Here is a 13,199-nt window from a genome sequence, read left to right on the forward strand (position 1 = left end):
TGGTGAGGGCCTTTATGGCAAACTGTGCCAACTGACGATTTACTGACCGTCAGTCGGGGCCGTTGCTGGCATTGTTGATGCCGCTGGCGGTACGGTCGGAACCGGCGCCGTAGGAACAACCGCAGACGTCGGTGCCGTTGCAACCGGAAGCGGAGCCGCTGGAGCCTGTGCCTGAACTGGAGTCTGAGCCTGCTGGAGCGAGCGGGCGTTCAGAGCGTCTGTTGCAGACGCTTCATCAGACTTCTGCATGTGCGAAGCCGATTTTTTGCCATGGTGATGTCCATGGTGTTCGGCCATAGCCGGGGAAGCAGCAGCAATCAAAGCCGAGAAGGCAAATGCGCCGAAGGTAAATTTCTTCATTGCGTAATCCTTTCATGACACCATTCGGTGCTTGGGGCTCAAAACGCCACACGCGCCAAATGGTTCATGACGTATTACGAATTCTTTCCTGTGCTCAGGAAAGTCCCGGCTGCGGAGTACGGGTTTGTGGCGTCTGTACGCCATAGATATCACGAGCCCGCTTGATGAAGGCTGAGACCATCAGACGAACGCCTTCATTGAAAACAACACCCATCGCATTCTGGAGCAGACGGGACCGGAACTCGAAGTCCACAAAGAAATCCACTAGGCAGCCACGAGGGTCAGGTGTGAATGTCCAGACATTGTTCAGATACCGGAAAGGCCCTTTTTCATAGCGGACGCGGATACGCGAAGGGCATTCCAAAGTCACACGGCTGGTAAAGGTCTCACGGAACGGTCCGAACCCGATTGTCAGGTCAGCTACCAGTTCATGCTCCGTCTTGGATTTGATAGTCGCTTTGACGCACCATGGCAGAAACTGCGGATATCTCTCCACATCTGCGACCAGATCAAAAAGTTGCTCCGGCGTGTAGGCAATCAACCGTTGCTCGGCATGTGTCGGCATCAGGGACTTTCTTTCAGACGGCTGTTTCGCGCAGCCTGCAGCTTCGCGAAGTCACTGTCCGCATGATAGGAGGATCGTGTCAGAGGGCTTGCACTGACCTGGAGAAATCCTTTGGAACGGGCAGCCGCAGCATAGCCGTCAAATTCTTCCGGGGTAACAAACTTTTCGACCGATGCATGCTTTACGCTCGGCTGAAGGTACTGTCCCAACGTCAGAAAATCGACGTCAGCGACCCTGAAATCATCCATGACCTGCCATACTTCCATCTTCTCCTCACCAAGGCCAAGCATCAGGCCGGACTTGGTGAAAATGGATGGATCAAGCCTCTTCACACCGTCCAGCAGACGCAGGGACTGATAGTATCGCGCACCCGGACGAATAGTGGGATAGAGACGTGGCACAGTCTCGATATTGTGATTGAAAACGTCCGGTCTGGCTTCCACGACAACCTCAAGAGCGCCTGGCTTCCTCAGGAAGTCAGGAGTCAGGATTTCGATTGTTGTGCTCGCTGAAGCCGTCCGGATGGCTTTGATCACATTGGCAAAATGGCGCGCCCCGCCATCGGCGAGATCATCACGATCCACCGATGTAATCACAACGTGCTTGAGGCCGAGCTTTGCTACCGCTTCTGCAACCCTGCGAGGTTCGTCTTCGTCCAACGCCTTGGGCAGGCCGGTTGTGACATTGCAGAACGCGCAGGCGCGCGTGCAGATCTCTCCCATGATCATCATGGTGGCATGACGCTGAGACCAGCATTCCCCGATATTCGGGCAAGCAGCCTCTTCGCACACCGTAACCAGATTCGCTTCCCGCATCAGAGCTCGCGTCTCGTGATAGACGGGATGATTGGGCGCTTTGACCCTGATCCAGGATGGCTTGCGCTGGATCGGGTTATCGGGGCGATGCGCCTTCTCCGGATGACGGGGAGAAGGCGCTAACCGATGATCAATGGTGATGCGCTGGGACATAATGCTCAGATATGGAGCGGGCCATCGAAGGCCGCCAGAGTCGCTTCATGCATCGTCTCGGAGATTGTCGGATGCGGGAAAACCGTCTCGATCAGTTCTGCTTCCGTCAGCTCACTGGTTCGGGCGATAACATAACCCTGGATCATTTCCGTGACTTCGGCACCGATCATATGAGCACCAAGAAGCTCTCCGGTGGTCGCGTCAAACACGGTTTTAACCATGCCTTCCGTCTCACCCATTGCTACGGCCTTGCCATTCGCCATGAACGGGAAGCGACCGACGCGGACCTTGTGACCAGAGGCAATAGCCTTCTCTTCGCTCAGACCTACCGAAGCAATCTGGGGACGAGAGTAGGTGCAGCCCGGAATGTTCAACGCATGAAGAGGCTGAGGCGAACGACCGGCAATCTTTTCAACGCAGAGAATGCCTTCATGGCTTGCCTTGTGAGCGAGCCATGGAGCGCCCGCAACGTCACCGATGGCATAGATGCCCGGCTCTGCCGTGCGGCAGAAGCCGTCCGTGATGATATGAGTACGATCGACCTGAACCTTGGTTCCCTCGAGGCCCAGATCTTCAACATTTCCAACAATACCAACAGCGCAGATCACGCGATCCACGGTCAGATCAACCGTGCCGGATGCGCTTTCAATCGTGGTAGAGACCTCGTTTTCGCCCTTCTGCAGCACTCCAACCTTTGCGCCGGTGATGATTTTCATCCCCTGCTTCTCAAAGGCCTTGCGGGCAGCGGCGCTGATTTCCGGATCCTCGGCAATTAGAATGCGATCCGCAACTTCAGCAATTGTGACTTCGCTACCCATGTTGCGGTAGAAAGACGCAAATTCAATGCCGATAGCTCCAGAGCCAATGACCAGAAGACGCTTCGGCAGTTCTGCCGGAGTCATGGCCTCACGCGCACCCCAGATCAACTTTCCGTCCGTCTCAAGACCTGGAAGCTGACGACCGCGCGCCCCTGTTGCCAGGATCACGTTGGGCGACTTGATGACTGCGACTTCAGCGCCGTCTTTGGTGATGGAAACCTTATGTGCTTCCCCTGCCCGTCCAGCCAGTTTTGCACGACCGTCAAAGGTCGTGACCTTAGCCTTCTTCAGCAGGTGAGCAATTCCGCCGCCCATACGGCGTGCAATGCCGCGTGACCGGGCCACAATCTTCGGTAGATCAAAAGAGACATTTTCGGCGGAGAAGCCGAACGTGTTCAGATCATGCAGAAGATGATGAATTTCCGAAGAGCGCAGGAGCGCCTTGGTGGGAATGCAGCCCCAGTTGAGGCAGACACCGCCAAAATGCGTGCTCTCCACGATGGCAACGCTCATGCCAAGCTGGCTGGCTCGGAGTGCTGCAACGTAACCGCCAGGACCGCCACCAACAACGATCAGATCGAAAGTATCGGACATGGATCAGACCACCAGAGTGTAAGGGTTCTGTACGATGTCGCGCAGGGCGTTCAGCCACTGTGCGCCAAGCGCGCCATCAACGGCACGATGATCAACAGAAAGTGTCGCCGTCATGACGGTTGCAATTGCAAGCTGGTCTCCACGAACCACGGCACGTTTCTCGCCCGACGCAATAGCCAGGATACCAGCCTGCGGCGGATTGATGATCGCGGCAAAATCGCGGACGCCGAACATCCCCATGTTGGAGATCGAGAACGTCCCGCCTTGGAATTCTTCCGGCTTCAGCTTGCCTGCACGGGCACGCTTGGCCAGATCCTTGGCTTCACGACTGATTTCGCGCAGGGACTTCTGGTCCGCATTCCGAATAATTGGCGTGATAAGGCCATCTGGAATGGATACAGCCATCGAGATGTCTACATTATCGAAATGCAGCGTCTCTGAATCTGTAAACTGGACGTTCAGACCCTGCACCTTCTTGAGTGCCAGCCCGACGGCCTTGATCATCATGTCATTAACAGAAAGCTTGAAGCTATTGTCTTCAGCCGTCGCGTTCAGTTTGGAACGAAGCGCAAGCAGAGCATCAAGCTCAATGTCCACAGATACATAGAAATGCGGCACCTGCGTTTTTGATTCCGTCAGGCGTCGTGCAATGACTTTACGCATCGTGGAATTCGGAACGCGCGTTACGGAACCCTCGTTAGCAACGGGTGCCGCGGGCGTAGCTTTCGGCGCGGTTTTAGCCGGCTGGCCGCCCTTCTCTACATCGCGCTTTAGAATACGACCGTTTGGTCCCGTTCCGTTGAGCGACGCGAGAGCAATTCCGCGCTCTTTTGCCATACGCTTTGCAAGCGGAGAAACAAAAATACGCTCAGAACTCTCTGCCGTAACTGCTGCCTTGGTGACTGGCGCAGGTGCATTTACGGAAGCAGCAGGCGCATCAACCGGAGCTACTGAAGCGGGTGCCTGTGCTGAAGATGCTGCTGGAACATCTTCGCCTTCTTCGACAAGAATGGCGATAGGTGTGTTAACAGCGACACCTTCCGCGCCTTCCTGAACGAGGATACGGCCAAGAATTCCTTCATCTACCGCTTCAACTTCCATCGTGGCCTTGTCGGTCTCGATTTCAGCGATCACGTCTCCGGCAGAGACCGTGTCTCCTTCGTTTTTAAGCCAGCGGGCCAGCTTGCCCTCAGTCATTGTCGGCGACAGGGCCGGCATCAGAATATCGATTGCCATTGTCGGTCAGTCCCCGAACTGCTTGCGGACCGCTTCCACAACCCACTCGGGTTTCGGAAGTGCCAGTTTTTCAAGATTGGACGCGTAGGGCAGCGGCAGGTCAAGCCCGCAGACGCGCGCCGGAGGCGCATCAAGCCAGTCAAAAGCCTGCTCAACGGCGACCGTGCAGATTTCTGCGCCGATACCCGCAACCGGCCAGCCTTCTTCAACGGAAACAATCCGGCTCGTCTTCTTGACGCTCTTGATGATCGTTTCAGTATCAAGGGGCCGCAGTGTACGAAGGTTGATGACTTCGGCTTCAATGCCCTCTTCTGCCAGCTTGGCAGCGGCATCGAGCGCAACGCCGACCATGATGGAGAACGCAACCAGGGTCACGTCTTTACCTTCACGCTCGATCTTGGCTTTCCCGATCGGCAGGATGAAGTCTTCATCCGTAGGGCATGGGAATTTCTGGCCGTACAGGATCTCGTTTTCAAGCACGACAACCGGGTTCGGATCCCGGATAGCTGCACGCAGAAGACCCTTCGCATCCGCGGCAGACCACGGAGCAACGACCTTCAGGCCAGGAATATGAGCATACCAGCTTGCAAAGCACTGGGAGTGCTGAGCGCCGACGCGTGCTGCGGCACCATTCGGGCCACGGAAGACGATCGGGCAGCCCATCTGTCCGCCGGACATATAAAGCGTCTTGGCGGCAGAATTAATAATATGATCAATAGCTTGCAGCGAGAAGTTCATTGTCATGAACTCAACGATAGGCTTCAGGCCCGTCAGAGCCGCGCCCACCGCCATGCCAGTAAAGCCGTGCTCGGTAATTGGCATGTCGATCACACGCTTCTCACCAAATTCATCCAGCAGGCCCTGGCTGATCTTGTAAGCGCCCTGATACTGGGCAACTTCCTCACCCATCAGGAAGACGTCTTCATCACGGCGCAACTCTGCAGCCATCGCGTCCCGAAGAGCCTCGCGAACCGTAATGTTTTTCGTTTCGCCCCAGTCTTTCTCGTTGTTAGCCTGCTTGATGGCAGGAGCTTCGACAATGGCAGGTGCAGACGGAGTTTCGACAGCAACTGATGCGCCAACAGCTGGATCGGCTGAACGCGTCACGTTTTCAGCGGCGGCTACGTCTTCGCCATCTTCAAGAAGGACAGCAATAGGCGTGTTGACAGCAACGCTCTCGCTGCCCTCGGGCACGAGAACCTTCCCGAACACACCGTCATCAACGGCTTCGACTTCCATCGTGGCCTTGTCGGTTTCAATCTCGGCGATCACATCGCCAGACTTCACGGCGTCGCCAGGCTGACGAAGCCAGCGTGCAATTGTACCTTCGGTCATGGTCGGCGACAGGGCCGGCATCAGAATCAGAGATGCCATGGAAATCAGGCCTCCACCAAAATGTCAGTCCAGAGTTCGGAAGGATCCGGCTCAGGACAGGTCTGTGCAAATTCAACAGCGTCCGCCACGACGGCTTTCACTTCGGTTTCAATGTCCTTGAAGATGCTTTCTTCTATGCCGTTGCGCAGCATTTCAGCCTTCAGGGTTTCAATCGGATCACGTGTCCGACGCATTTCTTCAACTTCAGCACGATCACGGTATTTGGCCGGATCAGACATGGAGTGCCCGCGGTAACGGTAGGTTTCCATTTCCAGCAGGAAAGGTCCCTTCCCGGAGCGGCAGTGTTCCATGGCTTCCTGCGCAGCCTGGTGGACGGCAAAAATGTCCATACCGTCGACCTTGCGGCTCGCGATGCCCCAAGGCTCAGCATTGCGAGAAAGGTCTTTGGAGGCAGAGGCACGCTCAATGGACGTGCCCATGCCGTACCTGTTGTTCTCGATGACGTAGATGCAGGGAAGTTTGTGCAACGCTGCGAGATTGAAGCTCTCGTAGACCTGTCCCTGAGCTGATGCGCCTTCGCCAAAATAGACGATGGAGACTTCGTCCGTGCCCCGATACATGTTGGCAAAGGCCAAGCCCGTGCCTAGAGCCACCTGCGCACCGACGATGCCATGGCCGCCATAGAATTCTTTTTCGCGGGAGAACATGTGCATGGAACCACCCTTGCCGCGTGAATAGCCGCCTGCACGCCCGGTGAGCTCTGCCATCACGCCGCGGGGTGTCATGCCGGCCACGAGCATCTGGCCATGGTCACGGTATGAGGTGATGGATTTATCACCCTGCTTCATATTCAGACCGATGCCGGCCACAACCGCTTCCTGCCCGATGTAAAGATGGCAGAAGCCGCCAATCAGGCCCATTCCGTAAAGCTGGCCAGCTTTTTCCTCAAAACGTCGGATAAGAAGCATGTCCTTGTAGGCTTGCTTCATTGTTTCCGGCGAAAGGGCCGGACCATTGCTCCGGTAGGAAGCGGACGTTGTCTCGCCCATGGCAGGTCTCCTGCAAATGCACAAATCTGGGGAAGCTCTTACCGTCACTCGACCCGGAAGGCCAGAGTGGCCCCAGTTACATCTCCGAAAGGAAAAGCAGGAGGGCGTGAGCTCAATGCGGAATGACAAGGCTGAGAGGGGAAGATCGCCCTCTCAGCAGAAAAATTAGACGAAACCTAAAAGACGGCGTGCAGCCTGGCCTGGATCTTCTTCACGAAGGAGGCTTTCTCCGACAAGCACGGCACTCGCCCCGACTTCCCCGACTTTTAGAAGATCATCCTGGGTTTTAATACCGCTCTCGGACACAACCAGACGATCAGGTGGGACCATAGGGGCCAAATCAAGCGTTGTCTGAATGTCTGTCTTCAGGGTGCGGAGATTTCGGTTGTTGATGCCGATCAAAGACGTGTCGAGCGCAAGAGCCCGGTTCAGTTCGTCAGCATCATGCACTTCAACCAGTACATCCATGTCCAGGCCACGTGCAATTCCAATGAGTTCCGATGCCTGCGTTTCTGTCAGGGCGGCCATAATCAGAAGGATGCAATCCGCCCCAATCAGACGACTTTCGTGGACCTGCCAGGGATCAAGAATGAAGTCCTTGCGCAGGATTGGAAGGCTGCAGGCCTCGCGAACGGCACGGATATCATCTGTGCTGCCGTGGAAACATGATCCTTCCGTCAGAACGGACAGGCACGTTGCACCAGCAGCCTGGTAAGACAGCGCAATTTCAACAGGATTGAAATTTGGGCGGAGCACACCAGCGGACGGAGACGCCTTCTTGATTTCCGCGATCAGTCCAACCTGTCGGTCTGCTGTCAGATGCTGGAGGGCTTGACCGAAGCCTCGTGTCGGCGCCGTGACTTCACGCGCGCGCAGCGTGATCTCCTTAAGAGACATGATCTGTGAACGCTGTTCTACATCCACCCGTGTGCGGGCGCAGATGCGAGCAAGAACGTCGCTGCGATCGGTTGTCTCGACGGCGGGATCCTTGATGGGCGGCGTGGTCGTCTCCGGAACTTCCGGGTCAGGAAACTGCTCTACCCCTTCAGGTGCATAGGTCATCGCGGGTCGCTGATGCATGAAGGTCATGATAGTCCTGCGTTTGTTTTTATAAGGGTGGAATTTGTCATGGCCGCTCTGTCCAGAGCTGCGCGCGCGGAGCCATCGTCGATGGCACTTGCTGCCAGAGCTACATTGTTACGAAAAGCCTGTGCGTCAATTGTGCCGTTCTGCACGACGCTACCTCGGCCTGCCACATGCAGGGCAGCTGCAGCATTCAGAAGTACAGTATCACGATACGGGCCGGGAGCGCCATTGAGGAGTGCGCGCAGGGCGACGGCGTTCTCTTCAGCGTTTCCGCCGCGAACGGCAGAGATTGGCGTTCTAACCATTCCCGCCATCTCGGGCTCGAATGAAAGGGAGAGAACTTTCGCATCTTCAAGGCAGACAATCTGAGTTGGGCCTGCCAGCGTCAGTTCATCGCTGCCGCCCTCATCTGTGGTTCCGTGAAGAGCCCAGACATGCGTGCTGCCAAGATTGGCCAAAGTCCGAACGACAGGTTCGCACCATCGGGCATCAAAAACACCGATAAGCTGGCGATGAACCTGCGCAGGATTGCACAGGGGGCCAAGCAGATTGAAGAGAGTTCTGAAGCCAAGAGCCTTCCGGATCGGTGCGGCATGACGCATGGCGGGATGATGAAAAGGTGCAGCCAGAAAGGCCAGATTGTTTTCACGTAGCCGATGAGACTGAAGCGTCAGGTCATCGGTGGGTGGAATTCCCAAAACTTCCAGTACATCCGTGGCGCCGGAGCGGGATGAAAGTGCCCGGTTGCCATGTTTGGCCACAGGAACGCCGAGGCCTGCCAGAACGAATGCAACCGCAGTGGAGACATTGAGCGTCCCTAGCCCATCTCCGCCCGTTCCGCAGACATCCAGGGTGTTATCAGGCACATCAGGCAAGGTCGTCATATATCGTCGGACGGCCTGAACTGCGCCTGTCAGCTCCGCTTCTGTTTCACCGCGAACTTTGAGAGCTGTCAGAAATGCGGCAAGTAAAGGAGCGTCTACGGAGCCAGCCATAATGGCGGAAAATGCGGCATCAGCTTCGTGCGATGCCAGAGATTTGCCATCAGCAACCTTGCGAAGCACGGCTGCAAAATCTGTCTTTCCTGTCATGCCGCTTTAGTAGCTTTGTGCTGAATACCGGCAACGGTCAGAAAATTAGAAAGAAGTTCACGGCCTGCAACCGATGCGATGCTTTCAGGGTGAAACTGTACACCGTGAATGTCGTAGTCCCGGTGGCGAATGCCCATGATCACGCCATCTTCCGTAGAAGCGTTGACGATCAGTTCGGGAGGAATGGTCGTGGGATCAAGCGTCAGGCTATGATAGCGCACGACGTTTACGGGGTTTGGTAAGCCTGCAAAAACACCCGTCCCGTCATGATTTACAGGGCTGATCTTTCCGTGCATCGGCACGGGCGCACGAACGACAGTAGCGCCAAAAACCTGACCGATGGCCTGATGTCCAAGGCATACGCCAAACACGGGAAACTTTCCGGCCGCGGCTCGGATCAGCTCACAGCAGATCCCCGCACCGTCTGGTGCACAAGGGCCTGGCGAAATCACAATGGCAGACGGGTTGAGCGCAAGTGCTTCGTCCACGCTCAGCGCGTCATTTCGTCTCACATCACATTCAACACCCAGTGCGCCCAGATGGTGGACGATGTTGAAGGTGAAGCTGTCGTAGTTGTCGATGAGCAGGATCATGGCAACAGGATGGCCTTCACGTTTCGTTACGTCAAATGCAACATTGTTTCAGGATTTTGCTGCGTTGGAGACAGCAACTTCGGCCGCCCTGAAAAGAGCCCTCGCCTTGACCTGTGTTTCACGAAATTCGGAGTTGGGATCGCTGTCCGCGACCACACCGCAGCCGGCCTGAACATACATCTGGCCGTTTTTGAGAACGGCCATACGCAGCCCGATGCAGGTATCCATTTCCCCGTCTGCTCCGAAATATCCGACGCATCCTGAGTATGGCCCCCGACGGGTCGGTTCCAGCTCATCAATGATCTGCATGGCGCGGATTTTTGGCGCTCCGGTCAGGGTACCTGCCGGGAATGCCGCGACGAGGGCATCCATAGCCGTTTTGCCTGCTTTGATCTGCCCGGTGACGGTTGAAGAGATGTGCATCACATGGCTGTAGCGTTCGATCACGAACTGATCCGGCACTTCTACTGTGCCAAGTTCGGAAACACGTCCGACATCGTTGCGGCCCAGATCAATGAGCATCAGATGTTCAGCCAGCTCTTTCTTGTCGGCGAGCAGTTCTCTCTCGAGTGCCAGATCATGCTCCCGATCCGTTCCACGAGGACGTGTCCCGGCTAGCGGACGAACCGTGACTTCCCCTGCCCTCAAACGAACAAGAATTTCGGGGGAAGATCCGACCAGCGCGTAATCTTCCAGCTCCATCAGAAACAGGAACGGTGCCGGATTGACGCGGCGCAGGCTGCGATAGAGGGCAAGCGGTGAGAGTGGGAACGGTGTCGTAAACCGCTGGCTTGGGACAATCTGAAAGGCATCTCCAGCCGCGATGTAATCCTGTGCCTTGCGGACGTTCGCTTCAAACTGTTCCTGCGTCATATTGCAGGACGGCGGTGCCAACTCACTTTCTGCTGGAAGTGTCTCGCTGGCATTTTCCAGTGGAGCAGCAAGGGCTTCACGCGCGCGATCCAGAAGCGCATGGCCTTCTGCTTCTGTCATGGAGCCCCGGATAGGCACTGCAAGGGTCAGCTCATCACGCACGGAGTCAAAGACTGCGAAGAGCTGCGGACGGATCATGATCCCTTCCGGCAGGTCCAGATCGTTGATGGGAGCATTCGGCAGAAATTCCATCTGCCGCACCATATCGTATCCCAGAACGCCGAAGACACCGCCGATCATGGGAGGCATATCGACCGGCAGCGTCATCTGGCTCTGGTCGATAATGTCCTTCAGGGTCTCCAGCGGGTTCCCCTTCAAGGGCGTCCCATCCAGAACCGCTTCACCGTTACGGCACTTCCAGACCAGATCAGGCAGAAGTGCAATCACGGAATATCGACCACGCGCGGCTCCCCCCTCCACACTCTCCAGGAGCATCCGATACGGATCATCAGAGAGGCGTGACAATCGGAGGTAGGCTGAGACGGGCGTTAGAAGGTCTGCGGCTTCAATGCTGTGAACGATGCTCATCACTGCGCTCCGCCTGCGTTCCCCGGTGACGTGGACGCCACGACCTGATTGAAGAGGTTGGTGTTCAGGTGCGACACCGGCACTGTTTTTTCAAGGCTGGCGTTCAGGGCAGCAGGGATATCGGCCTGAAGAGCCTGAACGTACTGGGCTGACAGCTCCTTTTGCAGAGAAGCAGCATCTGCTTCTGCGCCCGGCTTCTGCCCTGTCACGTTGACGATCCAGAAAGCATCTGGCCCTTCATACATGCCTGTTGTGCCGACCTTCAGGCCGAATGCGGCACGAAGAACATTCTGAGGAAGAGACTGGTCCGGGTGGATACGTGAAATTGTCACATCCTTGCGAAGGCTGGACGCTTCAGTCTGACCGTCGAGTGCCTTTGCCAGTGTGCTTTTCTTGGCTTCCGTGAACAGGGTCGTGGTGCGTGTGTCAGCGGCATGACGCTGCTGTTCTGCTGTCCATGCCAGAACGATCTGATCCCGCACATCAGCGAACGGACGGCGCGTTCCAGGATGGACTTCGTCTACAACTACGGCGAAGGCAGAGCCATCCGGGCCGTTTACAACAACTGGCTGGGCATCTTTCTTCTGAGAGAAGATATGCTGAACGATGGACTGACGCAGGCCTGCGTCGCCCGGGATTGGTGCTGGAGTTCCGTCCTGCATCAGGCCATGGGAATCAAGCGAGCCAGCTGCTGGCACCGCACCAAGGTTGGATGGAATTTTCTCAAGCGTTGTGGAGCCTGCAATCGCGTCCTGAAACTGCTTCAGGCGCGCCTGAAGTGCTTCGGGAGCTTCCTGCTTCTGGACCTGATCGCGAAGTTCAGGCTTGGCCTGCTCGAAAGTGGTCTGATGGGGGGCGACGACATCCGTGATGTTGAATACGACCCAGCCTGCTGCCGTTTTCGTCGGACCGCTGATCTGATTAGCGGGCGCTCCAAAAGCTGCTTTGGCGAGTTCGGGGTTCGGAATGTCGCTCTCGCGGACGTGCGGAAGAGCGACAGCCGCTGCATCCGGATAGGCCTTCTGGATCGCGTCCCAGGCATTGGTGTTGCGCCATGCCGTAGCCGCAGCATTGGCTTTGCTTTCGTCCTGGAACGTCAGAACCTGAAGCGTGCGTGTTTCCGGCATGTTGTACGTGCGGGACTGAAAATCATACAGCTTGTGTAGAACGTCATCCGGCACTTCAATCGTCTTGGCGACGCTGTCCGCCGTCATTACGACCATCTTGGCATGACGATATTCCGTGGTGCGGAAATCCTGCGGATGATTGTCGTAATAGCGATGAAGCTGCTCGTCGGTTGGGGCCGCTGACACTGCCGTCGAAGTGAACGGAACGCGCAGAACATCCATGACGCGCTGATCTGCATCGAAGGCGAACAGACGGTTCAGAAGGGATGTTGGTGCCTGAACGGAAGCGCCCATACCCTGAAGCAGGGCACGGGAAATAATGTCCTCGCGAATCATCTGGATCAGGCGTTTTTCGGTAATGCCAATGCGGGCCAGTCGGTCATTCAGCATGCTGCGATCAAACTGACCTGCTGCATTGTGAAAAGCCGGGATCGCGAAGATTTCCTTCCGGATCAACTCATCTGGCACAACCATGCCAGCACGCTCGCCTGCAAGCTGTACCTCGTTCTGGATCACGAGATTGTGAAGAACCTGACGTGCAATCTGCTGCTTCGTGCCGTCAGGCAGATGTGACGGATCAGATAGTCCCATCTGCTGGGCTGCTGCCGGTAGCTGTGCGGAGAGTGCCCGCGCAAGGTCATCCGGAGTGATCGTTCTGTTCCCGATCGTGACGATCGTATTGGAGCTGCTCGTCCCCATATTGGAATAGACGTCTCCTACACCCCACCCGATGAAGGCCAGGAAAATCAGGATTGCGGCGGCACGGCCGGCCCAGGAGTCAACAAGGAGGTGGCGTAGGGTGGTAATCATAGGGTCAGGACGGATCCGGATGGCGGGATGGTGCGGACGGGGAAGGCCCGCTAGAACTTGCCGCACCATAATGTCGTGAGCCGCGCTTGACCAGAAGCTGACAGGC

The 13,199-nt window shown here is 56.4% G+C and carries 12 protein-coding genes; all 12 read right to left on the reverse strand.

Going from position 1 to position 13,199, the window contains the following annotated elements; translation table 11 throughout:
* Window positions 1–39 precede the first annotated feature (39 nt).
* Window positions 40–360, reverse strand: a complete 321-nt coding sequence (locus M2305_RS13180; protein WP_046901649.1) for a hypothetical protein — start codon at window positions 358–360, stop codon at window positions 40–42.
* Window positions 361–454: 94 nt separating this feature from the next.
* Entirely contained in the window at window positions 455–925 is a 471-nt protein-coding gene (locus M2305_RS13185; protein ID WP_046901650.1) for a type II toxin-antitoxin system RatA family toxin, read from the reverse strand.
* The gene (gene lipA, locus M2305_RS13190) at window positions 925–1,893 is read right to left on the reverse strand and encodes a lipoyl synthase (RefSeq protein WP_264649603.1); all 969 of its coding nucleotides are present in this window, start codon (window positions 1,891–1,893) and stop codon (window positions 925–927) included. The genes M2305_RS13185 and lipA overlap by 1 nt, the downstream gene beginning before the upstream one ends.
* A 5-nt stretch (window positions 1,894–1,898) precedes the next feature.
* Window positions 1,899–3,305 carry a dihydrolipoyl dehydrogenase gene (lpdA, locus tag M2305_RS13195; RefSeq protein ID WP_264649604.1) on the reverse strand — a complete coding sequence of 469 codons (1,407 nt, stop codon included), beginning with the start codon at window positions 3,303–3,305 and terminating at the stop codon, window positions 1,899–1,901.
* Window positions 3,306–3,308: 3 nt separating this feature from the next.
* The gene (locus M2305_RS13200) at window positions 3,309–4,541 is read right to left on the reverse strand and encodes a pyruvate dehydrogenase complex dihydrolipoamide acetyltransferase (RefSeq protein WP_264649605.1); all 1,233 of its coding nucleotides are present in this window, start codon (window positions 4,539–4,541) and stop codon (window positions 3,309–3,311) included.
* Between the two features lie 6 nt (window positions 4,542–4,547).
* Complete coding sequence (locus tag M2305_RS13205) at window positions 4,548–5,915, reverse strand: pyruvate dehydrogenase complex E1 component subunit beta (protein WP_264649606.1); 1,368 nt, start codon at window positions 5,913–5,915, stop codon at window positions 4,548–4,550.
* Between the two features lie 5 nt (window positions 5,916–5,920).
* Window positions 5,921–6,925: a pyruvate dehydrogenase (acetyl-transferring) E1 component subunit alpha gene (pdhA, locus tag M2305_RS13210; RefSeq protein ID WP_086633189.1), complete on the reverse strand. Its 1,005-nt coding sequence runs from the start codon at window positions 6,923–6,925 to the stop codon at window positions 5,921–5,923.
* 165 nt (window positions 6,926–7,090) lie between these two features.
* Window positions 7,091–8,014 carry an indole-3-glycerol phosphate synthase TrpC gene (gene trpC, locus M2305_RS13215; RefSeq protein WP_046901656.1) on the reverse strand — a complete coding sequence of 308 codons (924 nt, stop codon included), beginning with the start codon at window positions 8,012–8,014 and terminating at the stop codon, window positions 7,091–7,093.
* Window positions 8,011–9,102 carry an anthranilate phosphoribosyltransferase gene (trpD, locus tag M2305_RS13220; RefSeq protein ID WP_264649607.1) on the reverse strand — a complete coding sequence of 364 codons (1,092 nt, stop codon included), beginning with the start codon at window positions 9,100–9,102 and terminating at the stop codon, window positions 8,011–8,013. Before trpD ends, trpC begins: the two co-directional genes overlap by 4 nt.
* Window positions 9,099–9,695 carry an anthranilate synthase component II gene (locus M2305_RS13225; protein WP_264649608.1) on the reverse strand — a complete coding sequence of 199 codons (597 nt, stop codon included), beginning with the start codon at window positions 9,693–9,695 and terminating at the stop codon, window positions 9,099–9,101. The genes trpD and M2305_RS13225 overlap by 4 nt, the downstream gene beginning before the upstream one ends.
* Before the next feature lie 48 nt (window positions 9,696–9,743).
* Window positions 9,744–11,156, reverse strand: a complete 1,413-nt coding sequence (gene trpE / locus M2305_RS13230; RefSeq protein ID WP_264649609.1) for an anthranilate synthase component I — start codon at window positions 11,154–11,156, stop codon at window positions 9,744–9,746.
* On the reverse strand, window positions 11,156–13,162 hold the full coding sequence (locus tag M2305_RS13235) for a peptidyl-prolyl cis-trans isomerase (RefSeq protein ID WP_264649610.1): 2,007 nt from the start codon (window positions 13,160–13,162) through the stop codon (window positions 11,156–11,158). The genes trpE and M2305_RS13235 overlap by 1 nt, the downstream gene beginning before the upstream one ends.
* Window positions 13,163–13,199 lie beyond the last annotated feature (37 nt).

The sequence above is a fragment of the Gluconobacter cerinus genome, from assembly GCF_025961355.1.
Lineage (GTDB): Bacteria > Pseudomonadota > Alphaproteobacteria > Acetobacterales > Acetobacteraceae > Gluconobacter > Gluconobacter cerinus.